General features: G+C 55.3%; 24 protein-coding genes. 15 read left to right on the forward strand and 9 right to left on the reverse strand.

All coding sequences use genetic code 11. From position 1 onward, the window contains the following. Positions 1-195 precede the first annotated feature (195 nt). A complete protein-coding gene (locus tag ACOTXT_RS17050; protein ID WP_063436566.1) occupies positions 196-1470 on the reverse strand; it encodes an MFS transporter in 1275 nt (424 codons plus the stop codon). A 193-nt stretch (positions 1471-1663) separates the two neighbouring features. On the opposite strand from ACOTXT_RS17050, the gene ACOTXT_RS17055 reads away from it, so the two are divergent. After that, positions 1664-3286: an isovaleryl-CoA dehydrogenase gene (locus ACOTXT_RS17055; RefSeq protein WP_032675816.1), complete on the forward strand. Its 1623-nt coding sequence runs from the start codon at positions 1664-1666 to the stop codon at positions 3284-3286. On the opposite strand, the gene ACOTXT_RS17060 is transcribed toward ACOTXT_RS17055, so the two are convergent. From ACOTXT_RS17060 to bsmA, 3 genes are all read right to left on the reverse strand, one after another. After that, positions 3283-5214 carry a methyl-accepting chemotaxis protein gene (locus ACOTXT_RS17060; protein WP_008502908.1) on the reverse strand — a complete coding sequence of 644 codons (1932 nt, stop codon included), beginning with the start codon at positions 5212-5214 and terminating at the stop codon, positions 3283-3285. The genes ACOTXT_RS17055 and ACOTXT_RS17060 overlap by 4 nt on opposite strands. 172 nt (positions 5215-5386) lie before the next feature. After that, positions 5387-5674, reverse strand: coding sequence for a DUF1471 family protease activator YjfN (gene yjfN, locus ACOTXT_RS17065; RefSeq protein WP_021240708.1), 288 nt, complete (start codon positions 5672-5674; stop codon positions 5387-5389). Positions 5675-5810: 136 nt separating this feature from the next. Then, complete coding sequence (gene bsmA, locus ACOTXT_RS17070) at positions 5811-6140, reverse strand: biofilm peroxide resistance protein BsmA (protein WP_023616161.1); 330 nt, start codon at positions 6138-6140, stop codon at positions 5811-5813. Positions 6141-6277: 137 nt separating this feature from the next. On the opposite strand from bsmA, the gene yjfP reads away from it, so the two are divergent. Beyond that, positions 6278-7000, forward strand: a complete 723-nt coding sequence (gene yjfP / locus ACOTXT_RS17075) for an esterase (RefSeq protein WP_333165548.1) — start codon at positions 6278-6280, stop codon at positions 6998-7000. Here the strand turns inward: yjfP and ulaR are convergent. Further along, on the reverse strand, positions 6997-7752 hold the full coding sequence (gene ulaR / locus ACOTXT_RS17080) for an HTH-type transcriptional regulator UlaR (RefSeq protein ID WP_008502904.1): 756 nt from the start codon (positions 7750-7752) through the stop codon (positions 6997-6999). The genes yjfP and ulaR overlap by 4 nt on opposite strands. 109 nt (positions 7753-7861) lie before the next feature. Next, a complete protein-coding gene (gene ulaG, locus ACOTXT_RS17085) occupies positions 7862-8926 on the reverse strand; it encodes an L-ascorbate 6-phosphate lactonase (RefSeq protein ID WP_006810379.1) in 1065 nt (354 codons plus the stop codon). Between the two features lie 359 nt (positions 8927-9285). Here ulaG and ulaA point away from each other — a divergent pair, with 359 nt between their 5' ends. From ulaA to ACOTXT_RS17115, 6 genes are read left to right on the forward strand one after another with little or no spacing between them, the layout of a single operon-like run. Next, entirely contained in the window at positions 9286-10686 is a 1401-nt protein-coding gene (ulaA, locus tag ACOTXT_RS17090; RefSeq protein ID WP_021240705.1) for a PTS ascorbate transporter subunit IIC, read from the forward strand. 12 nt (positions 10687-10698) lie between these two features. Further along, positions 10699-11004, forward strand: coding sequence for a PTS ascorbate transporter subunit IIB (gene ulaB / locus ACOTXT_RS17095; protein WP_003856022.1), 306 nt, complete (start codon positions 10699-10701; stop codon positions 11002-11004). Positions 11005-11013: 9 nt separating this feature from the next. Beyond that, complete coding sequence (ulaC, locus tag ACOTXT_RS17100) at positions 11014-11481, forward strand: PTS ascorbate transporter subunit IIA (protein ID WP_003856024.1); 468 nt, start codon at positions 11014-11016, stop codon at positions 11479-11481. Positions 11482-11493: 12 nt separating this feature from the next. Continuing rightward, entirely contained in the window at positions 11494-12144 is a 651-nt protein-coding gene (ulaD, locus tag ACOTXT_RS17105; protein WP_008502901.1) for a 3-keto-L-gulonate-6-phosphate decarboxylase UlaD, read from the forward strand. A 9-nt stretch (positions 12145-12153) separates the two neighbouring features. After that, positions 12154-13014: an L-ribulose-5-phosphate 3-epimerase gene (locus ACOTXT_RS17110; RefSeq protein WP_032655247.1), complete on the forward strand. Its 861-nt coding sequence runs from the start codon at positions 12154-12156 to the stop codon at positions 13012-13014. Further along, positions 13007-13693: an L-ribulose-5-phosphate 4-epimerase gene (locus tag ACOTXT_RS17115; RefSeq protein WP_025911930.1), complete on the forward strand. Its 687-nt coding sequence runs from the start codon at positions 13007-13009 to the stop codon at positions 13691-13693. The genes ACOTXT_RS17110 and ACOTXT_RS17115 overlap by 8 nt, the downstream gene beginning before the upstream one ends. Positions 13694-13832: 139 nt before the next feature. Here ACOTXT_RS17115 and yjfY read toward each other — a convergent pair whose 3' ends face one another. Beyond that, positions 13833-14108: a DUF1471 family protein YjfY gene (gene yjfY / locus ACOTXT_RS17120; protein ID WP_008502898.1), complete on the reverse strand. Its 276-nt coding sequence runs from the start codon at positions 14106-14108 to the stop codon at positions 13833-13835. A 341-nt stretch (positions 14109-14449) separates the two neighbouring features. Between yjfY and rpsF the strand changes: the two genes are divergently transcribed. Genes rpsF through rplI form a run of 4 tightly spaced genes read left to right on the forward strand, consistent with a single transcriptional unit; the run spans position 14450 to position 15889 of the window. Further along, positions 14450-14845 (forward strand): 30S ribosomal protein S6, encoded by a 396-nt coding sequence (rpsF, locus tag ACOTXT_RS17125; RefSeq protein ID WP_008502896.1) that lies wholly within the window; start codon positions 14450-14452, stop codon positions 14843-14845. A gap of 6 nt (positions 14846-14851) precedes the next feature. Then, positions 14852-15166, forward strand: coding sequence for a primosomal replication protein N (gene priB / locus ACOTXT_RS17130; protein ID WP_008502895.1), 315 nt, complete (start codon positions 14852-14854; stop codon positions 15164-15166). Between the two features lie 4 nt (positions 15167-15170). Continuing rightward, positions 15171-15398, forward strand: a complete 228-nt coding sequence (gene rpsR, locus ACOTXT_RS17135; protein WP_000135199.1) for a 30S ribosomal protein S18 — start codon at positions 15171-15173, stop codon at positions 15396-15398. A 41-nt stretch (positions 15399-15439) separates the two neighbouring features. Next, on the forward strand, positions 15440-15889 hold the full coding sequence (rplI, locus tag ACOTXT_RS17140) for a 50S ribosomal protein L9 (RefSeq protein ID WP_008502894.1): 450 nt from the start codon (positions 15440-15442) through the stop codon (positions 15887-15889). A 68-nt stretch (positions 15890-15957) separates the two neighbouring features. On the opposite strand, the gene ACOTXT_RS17145 is transcribed toward rplI, so the two are convergent. Further along, positions 15958-16602: an OapA family protein gene (locus ACOTXT_RS17145; protein WP_055322311.1), complete on the reverse strand. Its 645-nt coding sequence runs from the start codon at positions 16600-16602 to the stop codon at positions 15958-15960. 233 nt (positions 16603-16835) lie between these two features. Between ACOTXT_RS17145 and fklB the strand changes: the two genes are divergently transcribed. Together fklB and cycA are read left to right on the forward strand one after the other, a co-directional pair. Beyond that, positions 16836-17456, forward strand: a complete 621-nt coding sequence (fklB, locus tag ACOTXT_RS17150) for an FKBP-type peptidyl-prolyl cis-trans isomerase (RefSeq protein WP_008502892.1) — start codon at positions 16836-16838, stop codon at positions 17454-17456. 312 nt (positions 17457-17768) lie between these two features. After that, positions 17769-19178 carry a D-serine/D-alanine/glycine transporter gene (cycA, locus tag ACOTXT_RS17155; RefSeq protein ID WP_008502891.1) on the forward strand — a complete coding sequence of 470 codons (1410 nt, stop codon included), beginning with the start codon at positions 17769-17771 and terminating at the stop codon, positions 19176-19178. An 86-nt stretch (positions 19179-19264) separates the two neighbouring features. On the opposite strand, the gene ytfE is transcribed toward cycA, so the two are convergent. Continuing rightward, a complete protein-coding gene (gene ytfE / locus ACOTXT_RS17160; RefSeq protein ID WP_055322310.1) occupies positions 19265-19927 on the reverse strand; it encodes an iron-sulfur cluster repair protein YtfE in 663 nt (220 codons plus the stop codon). Between the two features lie 244 nt (positions 19928-20171). On the opposite strand from ytfE, the gene ACOTXT_RS17165 reads away from it, so the two are divergent. Further along, complete coding sequence (locus ACOTXT_RS17165; protein WP_021240703.1) at positions 20172-21821, forward strand: methyl-accepting chemotaxis protein; 1650 nt, start codon at positions 20172-20174, stop codon at positions 21819-21821. Positions 21822-21908: the final 87 nt, after the last annotated feature.

The raw sequence follows: 21908 nt of genomic DNA on the forward strand, positions 1-21908 counted from the left end.
GATAAAATCAAGGCGTTGCATAGGTCGGGTCTCAGTCCAGGGCATAGCGAGTCTCCTCTTCTATGCCAGTTATAACTGTTACCCATGTATCCGGTCTAAAGTGTTACCCATGTTTCCGGTTCATACCCTTCGCTTACCGGGCCTACGGGTGACTTTGTAGGCCGGGTAAGGCGAAGCCGCCACCGGGCATTAACCTCATTCCTCCAGTGACCGCAAATGGTCATCCTTCCTCAGCGTCATCAGCGCGAAAATACTCACCACTGCCGTCGCCATCACGTAGTACGCCGGAATATCCAGATTGCCCGTCTGCTTAATCAGCCCGGTTATGATTAACCCTGCGCATCCCGAGAAAATCGCGTTCGATAACGAATAGGCCAGCCCCAGCCCCGTATAGCGCACGCGGGTCGGGAACATCTCAGAGAGCATCGCCGGGCCCGGCCCCGCCAGCATGCCCACCAGACCGCCCGCAATCAGTACCACAACAGCCTTCACCGCCAGCGTGCTGGACTCCGCCTGCAGAAGTTTCAGCAGCGGCAGGGCGAGGATCAGCAGCAGCGCAGTGGCGATAATCATCACCGTGCGACGCCCGATCCGGTCGCTCAGGATCCCCGACGGAATGATCGTCAGCGCAAACCCAACGTTCGAAATCACTGCGATCAACAGCGCCTGATTAAACCCGGTGTGCAGCGCCGACTGCAGATAGGTCGGCATAATCACCAGGTAGGTGTACCCCGCCGCAGACCAGACCATCACGCGGCCAATCCCCATCACGATGGCCCGGAGCGTGGCGGCAATGTCCGCCTGAGCGACGGCCGGTTTGTCCTGCTGCTGCACAAAGCTGGGTGTCTCCTCCATGCTGACGCGAAGCCACAGCGCAACAGCGCCCATGGGCAGCGCCAGGAAGAAAGGAATGCGCCAGCCCCAGTCGTGCAGGGCTTCAGGCGTGAGAAGGGCGGAGAGCAGCGCCACGATGCCGGCACCCGCTAACAGCCCCAGCGCCACGGTAAAGGACTGCCAGGCACCATAGAGCCCGCGCTTGCCTCGCGGGGCGAACTCCGTCATCAGCGAGACCGCACCGCCGTACTCGCCGCCCGCGAACAGTCCCTGCAGGATGCGAAGCAGTGTAATAATGAGCGGGGCGGCAATCCCGATGCTGGCGTAGACCGGCACAATGCCGATGGCGGCGGTAGCGAGCGTCATCAGCACCAGCACAATGATTAGCGTCGGCTTACGGCCAATCCGGTCGCCGATGCGGCCAAACACCACCGCCCCCAGCGGGCGGAAGAAGAAGGCGATGGCAAATGAGGCGTAGGTGAGGATCAGGCTGGTAAGCCCCGCTTCCCCTTCAAGCTGAAAGAAGTTCTTCGCAATGACGGTCGCCAGAAAACCGTAGACCGCAAACTCATACCACTCGATAAAGTTACCAATGGAGCCGGCAATTAATGCTCGCTTGTGCGCATCCGGTTGCATAACTTTCCTCACTGAAAGGGGGGGGAATAAATTATTCAACGAAAGCGAAGTCATGAAATAGTTTATTCTTATGTTCTGTGAGCTATTTCACGAATGATATCAGCGGGATCGTGAACGTGTGACTCCCCTCCCATGCAGCGTGTGCGCGGTCTGTCCATACTTATCGTCATTGCCACTGAAGGAGGGAGACAGTATGCACTGGCAGACTCATACCGTTTTCAATCAACCTGCACCACTCTCTAACAGCAACCTTTTCCTCTCGGACTGCGCGCTGCGTGACGCAGTCTCGCGTGAGGGTGCCGAGTGGGATATCGAACTGCTCGCCAGCATCGGGCAGCAGTTAGGCACCGCAGAGTCGCTGGAGCTGGGCAGGCTGGCGAACGTGAATCCGCCGGAGTTGCTTCGCTATGACGCCACCGGAGAGCGACTGGATGACGTTCGCTTTCACCCGGCATGGCACCTGCTGATGCAGGGGCTGTGTGCCAATCGGGTACATAACCTGGCATGGGAAGAGGAGGCGCGTAAGGGGGCGTTTGTCGCCCGGGCCGCACGCTTTGTGCTTCATGCTCAGGTTGAGGCAGGCACGCTTTGTCCCGTCACCATGACGTTTGCCGCGACACCGCTCCTGCAGCAGGCGCTCCCTAAACTATTTCACGACTGGCTGACGCCGCTGCTCAGCGATCGCTACGATCCTCATCTGGCGCCTGGCGCGCAAAAACGCGGCCTGCTGATCGGTATGGGGATGACGGAAAAACAGGGCGGCTCGGACGTGCTGAGCAACACCACCAAAGCGGAAAAATGCAGCGACGGCAGCTACCGGCTGGTGGGCCATAAATGGTTTTTCTCCGTCCCGCAAAGCGATGCGCATCTGGTGCTGGCACAGGCGAAGGGCGGGTTGTCCTGCTTTTTTGTGCCGCGCTTTTTACCTGACGGACAGCGCAACGCCGTCCGGCTGGAGCGCCTTAAGGACAAGCTCGGGAACCGCTCCAACGCCAGCAGCGAGGTAGAGTTTCTTGATGCCTCCGGCTGGCTGCTGGGGGAAGAGGGCGAAGGGGTACGGCAGATCCTCAAAATGGGCGGCCTGACGCGCTTTGACTGCGCGCTGGGCAGCCACGGACTGATGCGTCGTGCGCTGTCCGTGGCGCTGTATCACGCGCATCAGCGTCAGACCTTCGGCAAAAATCTTATCGATCAGCCGCTCATGCGTGAGGTGTTAAGCCGGATGGCGCTGGTGCTGGAAGGGCAAACGGCGCTGCTGTTCCGCCTGGCCCGGGCGTGGGATAAACGCGCGGATCCCCAGGAAGCGGCATGGGCGCGGCTGTTTACCCCGGCCGCGAAATTTAGCGTGTGCAAAGCGGGCATCCCGTTTGTGGCGGAAGCGATGGAGGTGCTGGGCGGCGTCGGGTACTGCGAGGAGAGCGAGCTTCCCCGCCTGTATCGCGAGATGCCGGTGAACAGCATCTGGGAAGGGTCCGGCAATATCATGTGCCTGGACGTGCTGCGCGTGCTGGCGAAGCAGCCGGGTATTCACGATCTGCTTGCCGATGAGTTTGCACAGGTAAAAGGGCAGGACAGACACTTCGACCGCAGCTGGCGACAGCTTCAGCAAAAACTGCGTAAACCGCAGGAGGCGCAGGGGCGGGAAATTGCGCAGCAGCTTTTCCTGCTGGGTGCCGGAAGCGAAATGCTGCGGCACGCATCGCCCCCGGTGGCGCAGGCGTGGTGCCGCATGATGCTGGATACCCGTGGCGGTACGCTGATGAGCGAGCAGGTGCAAAATGACCTGCTGCTGCGTGCGACGGGCAGAGTCGGTTAGTCTTTTAGCTGGAACAGACTCACCAGTTGAGCCAGATGTGACCCCTTCTCGCGCAGCGTTTGAGCGGTTTGTTCGCTGCGTGAGATACGATCCGCATTAATATGCGACGCTTCGCCAATGTGGGTCATGGCGAGATTCACCTGGCCAATCCCTGCGGACTGCTCGCGTGAGGCATGGTTAATCTCGGTGACCAGCTGGCTGATGTTATCGATATGAATGATGATGTCATCCATCGCCAGGCGCGTCTGTTCAGACAGCGCATGGCCTTCGCTCACTTTCCTGAGCGTATCGCCAATCAGCTGTTCAATCTCCTTCACCGCGTTGGCGCTGCGTCCGGCCAGGGCGCGAACTTCCTGCGCAACCACCGCAAACCCTTTCCCGTGCTCGCCCGCGCGGGCCGCTTCCACTGCCGCATTCAGCGCCAGGATATTGGTCTGGAAAGCGATGGACTCAATCACGCGCGTGATGTCTTCGATGCGTTTTGACGCCTCGCGAATGTCGTCCATGGTCGACACGGCGTGAGTGACCGTCTCACCGCCCTGATGGACCGCGAGGGAGGTTTCACCCACCAGCTGCTGCGTTTGCTCCATGTTGGCGGCATTTTGCTGTACGGTGGCGGCCAGCTGCTCCATGCTGGCGGAGGTCTCTTCCACGCTGCTGGCCTGCTTGTTGATCTGCTCAGAAATCTCGCCGGTATCGGACGCCAGCGCGTTAGTGCCCAAATGGATCTCGCCTGCGGCCTCGCGAACCTGCAGAACAATTTTTTGCAGGCCGCCGCCGATGCCGTTAATGGCGTCGATCAGCTGGCCGACTTCGTCCTGACGCGTCACGGGCAGGCTGAAACGGAGATCCCCTGCAGCATATTGCCGGGCAAGATGAATCACATTGCTCAGCGGTCGGGTCAGCACACGGCGAATAAGGACCACGAACAGACCAGCAAACAGGATAGATAAGACCACGCCGGCCAGCAGGAAGCGATCGCGCATGGCGTTAACGCTTGAGAGCAGCACCGATTTATCCACTTCGCCCACGATAGTCCAGTTCCAGCCTGGCAGCGGGGTATACGCCATTTTAAGCGTGCGGCCGTCGTCGCTTACGCGTTCCAGGGTGCCGGGCTTGTCACCCAGAAGCTGCTGCTGCGTCGCGTCGTCCCACTTCGGCAACTGCCCCTCTTCACCGGCATGGAACAGGTATTGCCCGCGCGTTTTGCCGTTGCTGCGATCCAGCACAAAGAAGTGACCGCTCTCGCCCAGGCGGCGGGTGAGGATTTTCTCGCGCATGACGTTCCAGGAGTGCGTAATGTCCACGCCAACAAAGACGATCGCAATGACCTGTCCTTCGGCGTTTTTAACCGGCTGATACTGGGTGATATAGCGTTTGCCAAACAGCAGCGCCAGTCCGCGGTAGACTTCCCCTCTGTTGACGGCGGCAAAGGCCGGGCTGGCGGTATCCAGCACGGTGCCCATCGCCCGCTCGCCATTCTCTTTGCGCAGGGAGGTGGCTACGCGAACAAAGTCATTACCGCTGCGTACAAACAGCGTCGAAATGGCTCCCGTACGGTTCAGGAACTCGTCAGACAGGGTGTTGTTTTGATGCAGTCCGGTGTCACCGCCTTTCAGAAGCGGGACGCTGAGTCCGTTAATCGTCTGAGCCTGGGAAGTATCAATATTCAGTGGCTGCGGTAAAAAAGTGGTAAACAGCCGGGTATAACTCTCAACCTCTTCACTCAGGCTGGTGTTAAACATCTGCACCATGTCGACCATGCCGGTGGACTGATTGTGCAGGTCTTCTACCGCAAGGGCTTCAAGCTGCTGGCTGGCTTTTTGACTGAGCAGAAAAGTGAAAAGCAGAAACAGCGTGGCGACACTGACGCCCGTAAGCAGCGACAGCTTCGCCCCCAGGCCTGCACGGCGAAAAACGTTGATCATAAATTGCTCATCATTGAATAGGTATGGTTCTTCAACGGCAGAGCGGAGATTACGTTTACTGAATTAGTGTAACAAAATGTTATTTTGTTGTTATTGATTGGTTTTTAATAAGATAAAAAATTTGCAAAGGCGAAAAGCCACTAAAAATAAGTGGCTTTTATCAGGAGGGAGTTTACACGTAGAGAATGGCCTGTACCCGCCAGTGGTCGATATGGTTATCTTCCTGCATCTGGATGATGCGATACCAGGAAGCACCCTGCTCATCGGCCTTTAATGCCACGACGCGTTCAACGTCTTGCGGGCTCCCCGAGATATTATTCACGGAGATCTGGCCAATTTCATTCAGGCCAGTTACACAGTCAGCACTGGCGAATTCTGCTGACTGCGCGGTGGTGCTCACCAGGCCTGCGGAGAGCAACAGAGAGGTCAAAGCAAGAGTTCGTTTCATCGTCAGCTCCATTTCACATATTTCCGGTATCCGCCGGGCAATCCTTCGCGAATAAACCCCCATTCCTTGTCGCTGGCATGGAGTTTATTGTGGACAGGAAAATGTCTATGGACGCAAAGCAGTGTAAATGTCGTTCAAAGGTAAACCATTATTTTCGGTACAAAATGGCCTGTGAATACCACTGTCCCGTTATGATGGTTTCGTCGATCATAATAATGACGTAATAATCTGCTTTGGCGGCGACGGCTTGTGCCTTTATTGCCTCTTCTGCGTCATCCGGCGAACCGCGAACCAGCGCGGAGACGGTGCCCATTCGTTGTAATCCTTCCGTCTGATTACGACGAATCTCCTGCGGATGATCGGCAACCGGGGGAGCGGGTTGCGGTGTTCCCTGCAGTGCGCTACAGCCGCTAAGCAGAAACACCAGCAATAAAGCAGCAAACCTGTGCATAACCATATCTCGTTTCCTGATAGCCATAGTGTAGTTGTCTGTGAATTTAGTTTTGGGGGAATGTTCCCGAAGTGTTAGCTGGGACGTAATTTTCGAATGAAAATAGCCTGAAACCGTAATCCAGTTCTCAACATTATGAATCATCCATTCGTGCAGGGTCGACAATGATTGAAATTGAAATACGCCATCTCGGCGACCATGAAATTTTACACGCTATGCCAGCGGGTAAACGTGATAAACCGCTGCCTGTTGTGGTTTTTTATCATGGATTTACCTCATCGAAGCTGGTTTACAGTTACTTTGCGGTCGCGCTGGCGCAGGCAGGTTTTCGCGTGGTGATGCCGGATGCGCCTGACCACGGCGCACGATTTATGGGTAATGAGCAGGCGCGCCTTGGGCAGTTCTGGCACATACTGCACGGGAGTCTGACCGAGTTTGCCGGGTTGCGCGATGCGCTTTATGAGGCAGGGCTGGTGGCCGAGAATCGTCTGGCCGTGGCCGGGGCGTCGATGGGCGGTATGACAGCCCTGGGGATCACGACGCACCATCCAGAAGTGAAGTCGGTCGCCTGTCTGATGGGCTCGGGTTATTTTACCTCGCTGGCGAAGACCCTTTTTCCCCCTCAGGATTTAGCGGAAATCACCGCGAGGCTGGAAGAGTGGGAAGTAACCCGGGCATTGCCGCGCCTCGCAGATCGCCCGCTTTTGCTGTGGCACGGTGATGCGGATGATGTAGTGCCACCTGACGGTACCTTCCGCCTGCAGCAGGCGTTAAAGAAGGACGGGCTGGACGGTAATCTGACCTGTTTGTGGGAATCAGGCGTTCGCCACCGCATCACGCCAGCGGCGCTGGACGCCACGGTAGCGTTTTTCCGCCAGCACCTTTAAACGCGCAGCACTTTTACTCCCTGATCTTCCAGCTTCTGGAGGATCTCGGGGTTAGCCCCTTTGCCGGTGATCACCAGGTCGATCTGTTCTGCGCGGCTGAACAGCATGCCTGCGCGTTCACCGACTTTACTGCTGTCGACCAGCACCACGAGTTTGCCTACCACGTTGAGCATGTTTTGTTCCGCCATCGCGGTCAGCATATCGGTTTTATACAAACCTTCAGCGGTCAGGCCTTTGCCGCTGGTAAACATCCAGTGTCCGGCGTAGAGACTGTTTTCGCTGTCCTGTGGGCTAAGCGTAATCGACTGACTTTTATTGTACTGACCACCCATGATCACCACGCTCTCATGCTCCTGATCGATGAGATAGTTGGCGAGCGGTAAGTAGTTCGTGATGATTTGCACCGGCTTGCCGCACATCTCGCGGCCCAGCAAAAACGCCGTAGAGCCGCAGTTGATAACGACGCTCTCACCGGGATTCACCAGCTGCGACGCGGCTCTGGCGATCCGAACTTTTTCATCGTGATTCTGCGCCTGATGAATGTTCATCGGCGTCCAGCGGGGGCGCTGCTGGCTAATGGCTTCCGCACCGTTGCGAACTTTTTTCAGCTTGCCGCTTTCATCCAGCTTGTTAATGTCTCGCCGCGCGGTGGCAGGGGAAATCCCTAAACGTTCGATCACTTTCTCGACGGTGATAAACCCTGTTTGCGCCAGGAGTTCCAGTAAAATTTGATGCCGTTGCGCTTCCGTCATGAGCTATTCCGATAAGAATTGATTTAAAAAGATGATATTTGAAATAGCGTGAAATTACTAAAATAAATATGAAATCGCCAGACACAAGTCTGGCGATGTGGCCTCGGAATCAGAGGAAGGACTTAAACGGCAGGTCAGGCTCAATGGTGAAGCAATCATCGAAACCACGCGGGTAGTGGTACTCAAGATTGTCTTTGTCCAGCGGCCAGGTGAACTTGCCGCCTACCTGCCAGATAAATGGCTTGAAGCCGTACTTCAGGCGGTCTTTTTTCATCTCCCACAACACGCGAATTTCCTGCGGATCGGCCTGGAAGTTTGACCAGATATCGTGGTGGAACGGAATAACGACTTTGGTGTTCAGCGCTTCCGCCATGCGTAGCATGTCGGCGCTGGTCATTTTATCCGTAATACCGCGCGGGTTCTCGCCGTAGGAGCCCAGGGCCACGTCAATCTGATGCTCGTTACCGTGCTTAGCGTAGTAGTTGGAGTAGTGGGAGTCACCGCTGTGATACAGGGAGCCGCCCGGCGTTTTGAACAGGTAGTTCACCGCGCGCTCGTCCATGCCGTCTGGCAGTACACCTGCCGCTTTTTGATCGGCCGGCAGCGTAATCAGAGCGGTACGGTCAAAGGCATCCAGGGCATGGATTTCAATGTCTTTGATTTTCACCACATCGCCCGGTTTCATCACGATGCAGCGCTCTTTCGGCACACCCCAGCCAATCCAGAGATCTACGCAGGTCTGCGGCCCGATAAACGGCACATCGTCCGCGCAGTTTTGCATCACCGCTGCCGCCACGTTTACATCAATATGGTCGTTGTGATCGTGGGTAGAGAGCACGGCATCGATCTGGCGAATGGCAAAAGGATCAAGCACAAACGGTGTAGTACGCAGGTTCGGCTGGAGTTTTTCAACGCCGGCCATACGCTGCATCTGGTGGCCTTTTTTCATCAGCGGGTTACCGTGGCTCTGTTTGCCGGTGCCGCACCAGAAATCGACGCAGATATTGGCGCCACCTTCTGATTTCAGCCAGATCCCGGTGCAGCCCAGCCACCACATTGCAAACGTGCCAGGAGCAACCTGTTCCTGCTCGATTTCTTCGTTCAGCCAGCTACCCCACTCCGGAAAGGTGCTCAGAATCCATGATTCACGGGTGATGGTTTTCACTTTACTCATCGTTTTGACTCCTGGTTTTAATCAAAAGTAATCACATTGTGATTCGTTGTGATTAATGCTGGCACCATTTTACGCGCTTTGCAATAGCGAAAATGCGGAATTTTATCTGCTCAACGTCACAGGCTCTCTGCTTGTTACTTGTTAGATTATCGCGCAATAAACATTAATTTCATGAATTATAAGGACTAATTTATTTCATTTGTGCGGTAGTGAAAATCATTACTAACTGAAGGGAAATAAATTGCGTGATGCGTCACAAATAATCAAATTCAATCTTGTGGTGATTATTTGTGATTAATAGAGTGATGGCACCAACCGCACAGGGATTGCCCCTCGTGTTCTCATTTCTGGAGAGAGTTATGGAGATCCTCTACAACGTCTTTACCGTTTTCTTTAATCAGGTAATGACCAACGCCCCGCTGTTGCTGGGTATCGTGACGTGCCTGGGATATATCCTGCTGCGTAAAAGCGTCAGCGTGATTATTAAAGGCACCATCAAAACCATTATCGGTTTCATGCTGTTGCAGGCGGGGTCGGGCATACTGACCAGCACGTTTAAGCCAGTCGTTGCCAAAATGTCGGAAGTGTATGGCATTAATGGGGCTATCTCTGATACCTACGCCTCAATGATGGCGACCATCGATCGTATGGGCGATGCCTATAGCTGGGTAGGTTACGCCGTTCTGCTCGCGCTGGCGCTGAACATTATCTATGTTCTGCTGCGCCGCATTACCGGTATTCGCACCATCATGCTCACCGGGCACATTATGTTCCAGCAGGCGGGGCTGATTGCGGTTTCTCTCTATATCTTCGGTTACCCAATGTGGACCACGATTATCTGCACCGCGGTGCTGGTCTCGCTCTACTGGGGTATCACCTCCAACATGATGTACAAGCCAACCCAGATAGTGACCGACGGTTGCGGTTTTTCCATCGGTCACCAGCAACAGTTTGCTGCCTGGATTGCTTACAAAGTTGCGCCGTACCTGGGTAAAAAAGAAGAGAGTGTTGAAGACCTTAAGCTGCCTGGCTGGCTGAATATCTTCCATGACAACATCGTGTCGACCGCGATTGTGATGACCCTCTTCTTCGGCGCCATTCTGCTCTCCTTCGGTATTGATGTGGTGCAGGCGATGGCGGGGAAAACCCACTGGACGGTTTACATCCTGCAGACCGGTTTCTCTTTCGCCGTGGCTATTTTCATCATTACTCAGGGCGTGCGTATGTTCGTCGCCGAACTGTCTGAAGCTTTCAACGGTATCTCTCAGCGCCTGATTCCTGGCGCGGTACTGGCCATCGACTGTGCCGCTATCTATAGCTTCGCGCCAAACGCGGTGGTCTGGGGCTTTATGTGGGGCACCATCGGCCAGCTGATTGCGGTGGGTATCCTGGTCGGCTGCGGCTCCTCAATCCTGATTATTCCGGGCTTTATCCCGATGTTCTTCTCCAACGCCACCATCGGCGTATTCGCTAACCACTTCGGCGGCTGGCGCGCGGCGCTCAAGATCTGCCTGGTAATGGGCATGGTTGAAATCTTTGGCTGCGTGTGGGCGGTCAAGCTCACCGGTATGAGCGCCTGGATGGGCATGGCGGACTGGTCAATTCTGGCACCGCCGATGATGCAGGGTTTTGCCTCCATCGGACTGATCTTTATGGCCATCATCATCCTGATTGCTCTGGCTTATATGTTCTTCGCTGGCCGTTCGCTGCGAGCTGAAGAAGATGCGGAAAAACAAACAGCAGAAGTGTCTGCTCATTAAGGAGTTTCGATTATGACCGTACGTATCCTGGCTGTGTGTGGTAATGGGCAAGGCAGCTCCATGATCATGAAGATGAAAGTGGACCAGTTTTTAACCCAGTCCAACATCGACCACACGGTGAACAGCTGCGCAGTGGGTGAATACAAAAGTGAGCTGAACGGCGCGGACATCATCATCGCCTCTACTCATATCGCCGGCGAAATTAGTGTGTCGGGTAATAAATATGTGGTGGGCGTACGCAACATGCTGTCGCCTGCGGATTTCGGACCAAAACTGCTGGAAGTGATCAAAGAACACTTCCCACAAGACGTGAAGTAAGGACGCCATATGAAACTACGTGATTCGCTGGCAGAGAATAACTCCATCCTTTTACAGGCCGAAGCCAGTACCTGGCAGGAAGCGGTGAAGCTGAGTGTGGATCTGCTAGTTAAGGCTGACGTTGTCGAGCCTCGTTACTACCAGGCGATTCTGGATGGCGTAGCGCAGCATGGCCCTTACTTTGTGATTGCGCCAGGCCTGGCGATGCCGCATGGCCGCCCGGAAGAGGGCGTCAAGAAAACCGGCTTCGCGCTGGTGACGCTGAAAACGCCGCTGGTGTTTAACCACGAAGATAACGACCCGGTCGACATCCTTATCACTATGGCGGCTGTCGATGCCAATACCCACCAGGAGGTGGGCATCATGCAGATCGTCAATCTGTTTGATGACGAAGCCAATTTTGACCGTTTACGCGCCTGCCGCACCGCGCAGGACGTGCTGGATTTAATTGATAACGCCACTGCGGCGGCCGTTTAAGAGGAATTGAATATGTCATTACCCATGTTGCAAGTTGCGCTGGATAACCAAACGCTGTCTCACGCTTACGAAACCACCCGCCTGATTGCGGAAGAAGTGGACATCATTGAAGTGGGCACCATTCTGTGCGTGGGCGAAGGCGTTCGTGCGGTTCGTGACCTGAAAGCGCTCTATCCGCATAAAATCGTGCTGGCGGATGCCAAAATCGCCGACGCAGGCAAAATCCTCTCCCGCATGTGCTTCGAAGCCAACGCCGACTGGGTCACCGTGATCTGCTGTGCGGATATCAACACCGCCAAAGGCGCGCTGGACGTGGCAAAAGAGTTTAATGGCGACGTGCAGATTGAGCTGACCGGCTTCTGGACCTGGGAGCAGGCGCAAGAATGGCGTGACGCAGGCATTCAGCAGGTGGTGTATCACCGCAGCCGTGATGCGCAGGCCGCAGGTGTGGCGTGGGGCGAGGCGGATATCAGCGCCATCAAACGTCTGGCCGATATGGGCTTCAAAGTGACCGTCACTGGCGGTCTGGCGCTGGAAGATCTGCCGCTGTTCAAGGGCATTCCGATTCACGTCTTTATTGCCGGTCGCAGCATTCGTGATGCGGCGTCCCCGGTGGAAGCGGCGCGTCAGTTCAAACGCTCAATCGCTCAGCTTTGGGGCTAAGGAGCGGGTATGTTGTCAAAACAGGTCCCGCTCGGCATCTATGAAAAGGCACTCCCCGCGGGGGAGTGCTGGCTGGAGCGGTTACAGCTGGCGAAGCAGCTGGGCTTCGATTTTGTCGAAATGTCGGTGGATGAGACGGACGAGCGTCTTTCTCGCCTCGACTGGAGCCGCGACCAGCGCCTGGCACTGGTAAGCGCCATCGCGGAAACGGGCGTGCGCGTGCCGTCCATGTGCCTGAGCGCTCATCGTCGTTTTCCGCTCGGCAGCGAAGATGATGCCGTGCGCGCGCAGGGGCTGGAGATCATGCGTAAAGCCATCCGCTTTGCGCAGGACGTGGGTATCCGCGTGATCCAGCTGGCGGGTTATGACGTTTACTATCAGGAAGCCAACGATGAAACGCGCCGTCGTTTCCGTGATGGCCTGAAAGAGAGCGTTGAGATGGCAAGCCGTGCGCAGGTCACGCTGGCAATGGAGATCATGGATTACCCGCTGATGAACTCCATCAGTAAGGCGCTGGGCTACGCGCACTATCTGAACAACCCGTGGTTCCAGCTTTATCCCGATATCGGCAACCTGTCGGCATGGGATAACGACGTGCAGATGGAGCTGCAGGCAGGCATAGGGCATATCGTGGCGGTGCACGTCAAAGATACCCGTCCAGGCGTGTTTAAAAACGTACCGTTCGGCACCGGGGTGGTGGATTTCGAACGGTGCTTCGAGACGCTCAAGCAGACAGGTTATTGCGGGCCTTACCTGATTGAGATGTGGAGCGAAACGTCGGACAACCCTGCTGCGGAAGTAGCAAAGGCGCGGGACTGGGTGCGCGAGCGTATGGCGCGCGCGGGATTACTGGAGGCTGAACATGCTTAAGCTTAAACAGCAGGTCTTTGAAGCCAACATGGATCTGCCCCGCTATGGCCTGGTCACCTTCACCTGGGGTAACGTCAGCGCTATCGATCGCGAGCAGGGGCTGATCGTGATTAAGCCGAGCGGTGTGGCGTATGACACCATGAAAGCTGACGATATGGTGGTGGTCGATCTTGAAGGAAACGTTGTTGACGGTAAATGGCGTCCTTCTTCGGACACGGCGACCCATCTGGCGCTGTATCGGCGTTATCCGTCCCTTGGCGGTGTGGTGCATACTCACTCCACGCACGCGACCGCCTGGGCACAGGCGGGGCTGGCGATTCCGGCGCTGGGCACGACACATGCGGACTACTTCTTTGGCGACATCCCCTGCACGCGCGCATTAACGCAGGATGAAGTGGAAGGAGAGTACGAACTCAACACCGGAAAGGTGATTATCGACACGCTGGGAGAATGCGAGCCGCTGCATACGCCGGGGATTGTGGTGTATCAGCACGGCCCGTTCGCCTGGGGAAAAGATGCCCACGACGCCGTCCATAATGCGGTCGTCATGGAGGAAGTGGCACGTATGGCGTGGATTGCCCGCGGCATTAACCCACAGCTTCAGGGCATTGATGATTACCTGATGAACAAGCATTTCATGCGCAAGCATGGCCCGAATGCCTATTACGGGCAGAAGTGAATAAGTGCTCTGGAATACCGAAAACAGTTGTAACCGGTGGTATTCCGGAGCCATTCATAAAAAAAGCCCCCGGGCAGGGGGCAACGTCAACTATGGCTATGTTCTCGTTGTTGGCTTTCCTGGTGCTAGCGTTAAGGCGTTATCGGTAAATATCTGCACTGGCGTGCATATTGCCGTTGCTGCCGGGCTCACGGATTAACATCACGTGGTAATAAGTTGCGCCCTGGGCGTCGGTCTCTTCATTTAGTGCCTGATCTGCTTCGCTTTCGGTGGCGAAATTATGATTAATATAGATTACGCCTAAGCTGTGCACATCATCCATGTTTCTGGCCTGTCGGCTGTCTATCTTGATGGCTGCCATCGCGTTTGCACTGAGCAAAAGCGCCGCCATTATGGCTAATGCGATTTTTTTCATGATATGCGCTCCACGACTGCGTGCTGTGAGAGGGGGGATGCTCCTTCTTCTGTTTCGGTTATCTCTGATTAAAGTGTAATCACTCCTCCGGCGGGGATGCGTGACCATTTCTGATGCAGTTGTTCAAAAAAACACCGCTTACGGATGTGAGTAATTTTAAATCACCCACTTAGACCCGCTTCGCGCTTTGTGCGAATTATTTGTGCAATCAGCTTGAGTTTCCAGGAGCGCGCAAGTATTATGACGCGTCAATTTTTCAGCCGACCTTTAACACGTTCCTTGCCTCCCCGGGCCTCGGCTGACCCAGACAGGAGGCTGAATAATCCGTAAGGAGCAATTCGATGCGTCATTACGAAATCGTTTTTATGGTCCATCCTGACCAGAGCGAACAGGTTCCGGGTATGATCGAGCGCTACACTGGTGCAATCACTGCAGCAGCGGGCACGATCCACCGTCTGGAAGACTGGGGCCGCCGTCAGCTGGCTTATCCGATCAACAAACTGCACAAAGCACACTACGTTCTGATGAACGTTGAAGCGCCGCAGGAAGTGATCGATGAGCTGGAAACTAACTTCCGCTTCAACGATGCCGTTATCCGCAGCATGGTTATGCGTACCAAAAACGCAGTGACCGAAGCATCTCCGATGGTTAAAGCGAAAGACGAGCGCCGTGAGCGTCGCGATGATTTCGCAAACGAAACCGCAGATGATTCTGATGCTGGGGATTCTGAAGAGTAATTTCTGATGACCAACCGTCTGGCGTTGTCCGGCATCGTATGCAGGGCTCCCCTTCGAAAGGTCAGTCCATCAGGAATTCCGCATTGCCAGTTCGTGCTTGAGCATCGTTCTGTGCAAGAGGAAGCCGGGTTTCACCGGCAGGCGTGGTGCCAAATGCCCGTTATTATTAGCGGACACGAAAACCAGGCCATTACTCACAGTTTAACGGTCGGTAGTGCAGTAATCGTTCAGGGGTTCATCTCTTGCCACAAGGCAAAGAACGGTCTGAGCAAAATGGTTCTGCATGCCGAGCAGATTGATTTGATAGATTCTGGAGACTAGCCATATGGCACGTTATTTCCGTCGTCGCAAGTTCTGCCGTTTCACCGCGGAAGGCGTTCAAGAGATCGACTATAAAGATATCGCAACGCTGAAAAACTACATCACCGAAAGCGGTAAGATTGTCCCAAGCCGTATCACCGGTACTCGTGCAAAATATCAGCGTCAGCTGGCTCGCGCTATCAAACGCGCTCGCTACCTGTCCCTGCTGCCGTACACTGATCGTCATCAGTAATCGGGCACGGTCCATTAATACGACTTTAAGAGGATAAGGTAATGCAAGTTATTCTGCTTGATAAAGTAGCAAACCTGGGCAGCCTGGGTGATCAGGTAAACGTTAAAGCGGGTTACGCTCGTAACTTCCTGGTTCCACAGGGTAAAGCTGTTCCAGCTACCAAGAAAAACGTAGAGTTTTTCGAAGCACGTCGCGCTGAACTGGAAGCCAAACTGGCTGACGTTCTGGCGGCTGCTAACGCTCGCGCTGAAGCAATCAACGCACTGGGCACCGTTACCATCGCGTCCAAAGCTGGCGACGAAGGTAAACTGTTCGGTTCCATCGGTACCCGCGATATCGCTGATGCAGTTTCTGCAGCAGGCGTTAAAGTGGCTAAGAGCGAAGTTCGTCTGCCGAACGGCGTTCTGCGTACCACTGGTGAGCACGAAGTTGACTTCCAGGTTCACAGCGAAGTGTTCGCTAAACTGGTTGTTAACGTTGTAGCTGAGTAATTTTTTACTCTGCTCACGTTGAAACGCCGGCCTTGTGCCGGCGTTTTGCTTTTTACAGAACCCCGCCCTTAACGTACCCTGATAAAGCTGCCGTCTGTCTGGCGGGTAAACAGCACCTGTTGTCCATTTCCGGTATCAATCGTTAATCCTGTCACCACCCCGCTGGCATTCTGGCGAATTTGCACCATCTGGCCATTCTGCAGGTTACTGAGCGGTTTACCCGCGCCTTCCACCTTCGCCATGGCATACACGTCTGTCGGCGGCAGGTTGTGGTCACGGAACAGCTGCGCCAGCGTTTTACCCGGCTCTACGCGATAGGAACGCCACTGTTGCTCAATGCCGGTGGGCTGTTGGGTCTGAGCCTGAGACGGGGCGGCGGCCTGTTCCTGTGGCTGTTCGTCCTGAATCGGCTCTGGCTCAACCGGCGCGACCTGACCCGGATCGTTAGACGGGGTAACGAGCTGCGTCTGCATCGGTTGTGCGTCGGGCTGGGGTCGCGTTTGCGACTGAAGGTCCAGCTGAGCATTGCGGGTGACGGGGGCAGTATCAACATCATCGCCACCGGAAGGAAGCAGGAAGCCCACAATCACCATCAGCGCACCAATGATGATCCCTCTGCGATGCAGAGGAGGCAGCGGATCCATGATGCGAAAATTGTCCGGCGCCTGCCAGATTTTCGCCAGGGTAGGTTTCAGTTCAAATCGCCCGGGCATGGCACTCCTCCTGCTCCGCGTATTTTTTATCCTGTGCCCCGAAGTATAGTTTGCTAACTGCCTGAACGGCGTAGTAAACCCGACATCCGTGACATCAGTTCGGGATTAATCCTGGTTCTCTCTATTGTTTCTGTTTCGTCGCGGTTTGTCACCTTAACTTCAGACAAAGTTTTACCCATAAGGGCATGGCTGATATGCTGCCCGCTACTTTAAATGTGATGGAAGGAAAACCCATGACCACCCCGACTTTTGACACTATCGAAGCGCAGGCAAGTTACGGTATCGGCTTGCAGGTAGGACAGCAGCTGAGCGAATCCGGCCTGGAAGGTCTGTTACCTGAAGCGCTGGTGGCGGGTATCGCTGACGCGCTGGAAGGTAAACAGCCTGCCGTTCCGGTTGACGTTGTGCACCGTGCGCTGCGTGAAATCCACGAGCGTGCTGACGCCGTGCGTCGCGCGCGCTTTGAAGAGATGGCCGCCGAAGGTGTGAAATATCTGGAAGAGAACCGTGAGCGTGAAGGCGTGAACAGCACCGAGTCTGGTCTGCAGTTCCGTGTGATCAATCAGGGCGATGGCGCAATCCCGGCGCGTACCGACCACGTTCGCGTACACTACACCGGTAAGCTGATCGACGGTACCGTCTTCGACAGCTCCGTCGCGCGCGGCGAACCGGCTGAGTTCCCGGTGAATGGCGTTATCGCGGGCTGGATCGAAGCGCTGACCCTGATGCCAGTCGGTTCCAAATGGGAACTGACTATCCCGCATAACCTGGCTTACGGCGAGCGCGGCGCTGGCGCGTCCATCCCGCCATTCAGCACTCTGGTCTTTGAAGTCGAGCTGCTGGAAATTCTGTAATCGACTTTTCTTATTTCCTCTCCCCGGTTGGGGAGGGGAAAATAGCGTGAAAACCTATAGTTAAGTCGGAATCAATATTTTATCTTGCAAACGAAACTGTTGCGTGTATTTTTGTGAGCTGTTTCGCGCTGCATGAGTGATATGACACTCACTTTCAACATATTATTAACATAATATCTAAATCATAGTATTCATCCCGCCGATTCTTACCTAATATCGATTAGCCCTAACAAGGGAACGTCATTTTTTTGACGTATTTAAAGGCCAGAAGAGCCTTAACAACACAGACAGGCATAAACAGGAAAATATCACATGGTAGATCAGGTCAAAGTCGTCGCCGACGAAGAGGCGTCGTCTGAACAGTCGCTACGGCGCAATCTCACAAACCGTCATATTCAGCTCATTGCTATTGGGGGTGCCATCGGTACCGGGCTGTTTATGGGGTCAGGCAAAACCATCAGTCTCGCCGGACCGTCAATCATATTCGTTTATATGATTATCGGTTTTATGCTGTTCTTCGTGATGCGTGCAATGGGTGAGCTGCTGCTCTCGAACCTCGAATACAAATCCTTCAGCGACTTCGCTTCAGACCTGCTCGGGCCATGGGCGGGCTATTTCACCGGCTGGACCTACTGGTTCTGCTGGGTCGTGACCGGTATGGCGGACGTCGTGGCGATAACCGCCTATGCGCAGTTCTGGTTCCCCGGGCTGTCGGACTGGGTGGCCTCGCTGGCGGTTATTGTTCTGCTGCTGAGCCTGAACCTCGCCACCGTTAAAATGTTCGGTGAGATGGAGTTCTGGTTCGCGATGATCAAAATCGTGGCCATTGTCGGGCTCATCGTGGTGGGCCTGGTGATGGTGCTCACCCACTTCCAGTCACCAACCGGCGTTCAGGCGTCGTTTACCCATCTGTGGAATGATGGAGGCTGGTTCCCGAAAGGCATTAGCGGCTTCTTTGCTGGCTTCCAGATTGCGGTGTTCGCGTTTGTAGGGATTGAGCTTGTCGGAACGACCGCTGCGGAAACCAAAGATCCGGAGAAGTCTCTCCCGCGCGCCATCAACTCCATTCCGGTGCGTATCATCATGTTCTACGTCTTCGCGCTGATCATCATTATGTCCGTGACGCCGTGGAGCTCGGTGGTGCCAAGCAAGAGCCCGTTCGTTGAGCTGTTCGTGCTGGTGGGGCTGCCTGCGGCAGCGAGCCTGATTAACTTTGTGGTGCTGACCTCAGCGGCGTCTTCCGCGAACAGCGGCGTGTTCTCAACCAGCCGTATGCTGTTTGGTCTGGCGCAGGAAGGCGTGGCACCGAGCGCGTTCGCCAAGCTGTCTAAGCGTGCGGTACCTGCGAAAGGGCTGACCTTCTCCTGCATGTGCCTGCTGGGCGGCGTGGTGATGCTCTACGTAAACCCAAGCGTGATTGGCGCGTTCACCATGATTACCACGGTCTCAGCGATCCTGTTTATGTTCGTCTGGACCATCATCCTCTGTTCCTATCTGGTGTACCGCAAACAACGCCCACACCTGCATGAAAAATCGATCTACAAGATGCCGCTGGGCAAGCTGATGTGCTGGGTATGCATGGCGTTCTTCGTCTTCGTGCTGGTTCTGCTGACGCTGGAAGATGATACCCGTCAGGCGCTGATCGTCACGCCGCTGTGGTTTATCGCGCTGGGGCTGGGCTGGATGTTTATCGGTAAGAAACGGATGGCTGGCATGCGTTAAGCATGTTGCCGGGTGGCGCTGACGCTTACCCGGCCTACGTTCGAGGACCTTGCAGGCCCGGTAAGCGCTAGCGCCACCGGGCTTTTTTATTCCCCCGCTAATGCCCGCGGGAACAGAACGTTGTTCTCAAGGCTGATGTGTTCCATCAGGTCGTCAATCATCTCGTTAATGCCGTTGTACATCGCTTTCCACGTTGTGCACGCTTCTGGCGGCGGCGTGACGTTGTGGGTGGTGTGTTTGATCACTTCCAGCAGTTCGCCCGCGTCATCATGCTCGCTTTCCATCACGCTGATGGGCCCCATCGCCTGGCTTCCCATTCCCTGTTTAATCATCGGGAAGAGGATCTGCTCTTCTTTCATCATGTGGCTGGAAAGCTCTTCGTGCAGCAGGGTCAGGTATTTCGCCAGACCGCGCGGTACGGAAGGTTTGTCGGCATGAACGCGCTCGACTTTGGTCGCCTGCAGGATCAGCTCAGGCAGCTGTTCACGGTGACGGTCATGGTAACGCACGATGATATGGTCGATGATTTCCGCGAGCGGAGTGGTTCGCCAGTCTTTGTCGACGGGCTGCTCGGCCAGCTTCGCCAGCTCGGCTTCAATCACCTCAACGTTCAGCTCTTTGCGTAAGGCCGCCCGTGCCAGGGTTTGCTTACCGCCGCAGCAGTAGTCCATATCGTATTTGCGAAAAAGCGCAGAAGCGCGAGGAATGGAGAGCGCCAGCTCGCCCAGGGGTTGGTCGCGAAAGGCCATAGCAGTTACCTCATCATCAATAATATAAAGTGCATATTAAATGCATCTTTTAAGCGACGCTATAACCCTTTAGAGGAACGGGTAAAAGTGAGATGCAGATCACAAAAAAATATCCGATTTAACTCTCTGAATGGGTTCAGGAAAGTGGTTTCGAAACTTTTTAAAGGTGGAGAAACAGTAAACAACCCGCTGCACCTGCCGATATATCCACGTCAGACAAACCTGCATATAACAAAGGCAACGCATGTTTAAACGTATAAAAGTCATTACCCTTCTGATTTCGGTGCTGCTTGTGCTCGGCATCATGCAAGTGATTTCCGCCGGTATCTTTATCAACGCCCTGAATAACGATAAAGACAACTTTACCGTGTCGCAGCTCTCCAGCAAGAACGTGGCGGAGTTTACCGATGCGTGGATCAGTCTGAACCAGGCGCGCGTCACCCTGAACCGCGGGATGCTGCGCCTGCAAAGCAGCATGGCCTCGCAAATTAACGGCGGTCAGCTGAATGAGCTGGTGACCACGGCGAAAAATCTGCTGACTGAAGCCCAGGTTCATTACGATAAATACTATGCCTTGCCGAATACGCCAGGCCTGGATGAGAACCTGACCAACCAACTCGAAGAGCAGTACCGCATTTACTCTGCAACGCTGACGCAAATGAATGTTCTGCTGAGCCAGGGCAATCTGGAAGATATGTTCAAGCAGAATGCCGAACAAAAACAGAATGCGATGCAGACGGTTTATCGTGAATGGCGTGAAGCGCAGGCCGCGCTCACGGATAAAGGCATTCAGGATAACGAAAGTGATTACAAACGCATCCTGTGGATCCTCTCTGCGGTCATGCTGCTGGTGATCGTGGTGATTATCTCCAGCTGGATTGCGATGCGCCGCGTGCTGCTGCTGCCGCTGGAAGAGGTGATCAACCATATTCGCGCCATTGCGGCAGGCGATCTCACCCAGCCGATTCAGGCAGACGGAAAAAATGAAATGGCCATCCTGGCGCGCAACGTGCAGGAGATGCAAACTTCGCTGGCGAATACCGTGGGCGTAGTGCGTGAAGGCGCAGATACCATTTACACCGGTGCAGGCGAAATCTCCGCTGGCAGTAACGACCTCTCTTCCCGTACCGAGCAGCAGGCCGCGTCTCTGGAAGAGACGGCAGCCAGCATGGAACAGCTGACGGCGACCGTGAAGCAGAACGCCGATAACGCGCGTCAGGCTTCCCGTCTGGCGCTGGATGCCTCCTCAACGGCGAAGAAGGGCGGTCACGTGGTGGAAGGCGTCGTTCGGACAATGGATGAAATCGCCACCAGCTCCAGCAAAATTGCGCAAATTACCAACGTGATCGACGGGATTGCCTTCCAGACGAATATTCTGGCGCTGAACGCGGCGGTGGAAGCGGCCCGTGCAGGCGAGCAGGGCCGTGGTTTTGCGGTGGTGGCAGGGGAAGTGCGTACCCTTGCCCAGCGCAGCGCTCAGGCGGCGAAAGAGATCAAAGCGCTGATCGATGACTCCGGCGAACGCGTGAACGCGGGCTCGCAGCTGGTTAACGAAGCCGGGGCCACGATGGCTGAGATCGTCAATGCGGTCACCCGCGTCACCGACATTATGGGCGAAATTGCCTCGGCCTCTGACGAGCAGAGCCGCGGTATCGACCAGGTGGGCCAGGCGGTAGCCGAGATGGACCGCGTGACCCAGCAGAACGCCTCGCTGGTGGAGGAGTCTGCGGCCGCAGCGGCGGCGCTGGAAGATCAGGCTGCGCGTCTGAACGAAGCGGTGGCGGTGTTCAAAATCACCCGCAACCAGGCGGTCAAAGCGGCGCCGGTGAAAACCTATGTGCCAAAAGCGCAGCCTGTCGCGGCGGCGTCTGAAGCAAACTGGGAAACGTTTTAACATCATGCCGGGTGGCGCTGGCGCTTACCCGGCCTACGAAACGGCTCCTTGTAGGCCGGGTAAGGCGGAGCCGCCACCCGGCAAAAA

Origin of the sequence: Enterobacter cloacae complex sp. IR5422 (genome assembly GCF_049238165.1) — a bacterium.
GTDB lineage: Bacteria > Pseudomonadota > Gammaproteobacteria > Enterobacterales > Enterobacteriaceae > Enterobacter > Enterobacter roggenkampii.

Bases quoted from the DNA above. Each gene is read 5' to 3' on its own strand.
- ACOTXT_RS17050 (WP_063436566.1), bottom strand. From the start codon at position 1,470: ATGCAACCGGATGCGCACAAGCGAGCATTAATTGCCGGCTCCATTGGT.
- ACOTXT_RS17055 (WP_032675816.1), top strand. From the start codon at position 1,664: ATGCACTGGCAGACTCATACCGTTTTCAATCAACCTGCACCACTCTCT.
- ACOTXT_RS17060 (WP_008502908.1), bottom strand. From the start codon at position 5,214: ATGATCAACGTTTTTCGCCGTGCAGGCCTGGGGGCGAAGCTGTCGCTG.
- yjfN (WP_021240708.1), bottom strand. From the start codon at position 5,674: ATGGAGCTGACGATGAAACGAACTCTTGCTTTGACCTCTCTGTTGCTC.
- bsmA (WP_023616161.1), bottom strand. From the start codon at position 6,140: ATGGCTATCAGGAAACGAGATATGGTTATGCACAGGTTTGCTGCTTTA.
- yjfP (WP_333165548.1), top strand. From the start codon at position 6,278: ATGATTGAAATTGAAATACGCCATCTCGGCGACCATGAAATTTTACAC.
- ulaR (WP_008502904.1), bottom strand. From the start codon at position 7,752: ATGACGGAAGCGCAACGGCATCAAATTTTACTGGAACTCCTGGCGCAA.
- ulaG (WP_006810379.1), bottom strand. From the start codon at position 8,926: ATGAGTAAAGTGAAAACCATCACCCGTGAATCATGGATTCTGAGCACC.
- ulaA (WP_021240705.1), top strand. From the start codon at position 9,286: ATGGAGATCCTCTACAACGTCTTTACCGTTTTCTTTAATCAGGTAATG.
- ulaB (WP_003856022.1), top strand. From the start codon at position 10,699: ATGACCGTACGTATCCTGGCTGTGTGTGGTAATGGGCAAGGCAGCTCC.
- ulaC (WP_003856024.1), top strand. From the start codon at position 11,014: ATGAAACTACGTGATTCGCTGGCAGAGAATAACTCCATCCTTTTACAG.
- ulaD (WP_008502901.1), top strand. From the start codon at position 11,494: ATGTCATTACCCATGTTGCAAGTTGCGCTGGATAACCAAACGCTGTCT.
- ACOTXT_RS17110 (WP_032655247.1), top strand. From the start codon at position 12,154: ATGTTGTCAAAACAGGTCCCGCTCGGCATCTATGAAAAGGCACTCCCC.
- ACOTXT_RS17115 (WP_025911930.1), top strand. From the start codon at position 13,007: ATGCTTAAGCTTAAACAGCAGGTCTTTGAAGCCAACATGGATCTGCCC.
- yjfY (WP_008502898.1), bottom strand. From the start codon at position 14,108: ATGAAAAAAATCGCATTAGCCATAATGGCGGCGCTTTTGCTCAGTGCA.
- rpsF (WP_008502896.1), top strand. From the start codon at position 14,450: ATGCGTCATTACGAAATCGTTTTTATGGTCCATCCTGACCAGAGCGAA.
- priB (WP_008502895.1), top strand. From the start codon at position 14,852: ATGACCAACCGTCTGGCGTTGTCCGGCATCGTATGCAGGGCTCCCCTT.
- rpsR (WP_000135199.1), top strand. From the start codon at position 15,171: ATGGCACGTTATTTCCGTCGTCGCAAGTTCTGCCGTTTCACCGCGGAA.
- rplI (WP_008502894.1), top strand. From the start codon at position 15,440: ATGCAAGTTATTCTGCTTGATAAAGTAGCAAACCTGGGCAGCCTGGGT.
- ACOTXT_RS17145 (WP_055322311.1), bottom strand. From the start codon at position 16,602: ATGCCCGGGCGATTTGAACTGAAACCTACCCTGGCGAAAATCTGGCAG.
- fklB (WP_008502892.1), top strand. From the start codon at position 16,836: ATGACCACCCCGACTTTTGACACTATCGAAGCGCAGGCAAGTTACGGT.
- cycA (WP_008502891.1), top strand. From the start codon at position 17,769: ATGGTAGATCAGGTCAAAGTCGTCGCCGACGAAGAGGCGTCGTCTGAA.
- ytfE (WP_055322310.1), bottom strand. From the start codon at position 19,927: ATGGCCTTTCGCGACCAACCCCTGGGCGAGCTGGCGCTCTCCATTCCT.
- ACOTXT_RS17165 (WP_021240703.1), top strand. From the start codon at position 20,172: ATGTTTAAACGTATAAAAGTCATTACCCTTCTGATTTCGGTGCTGCTT.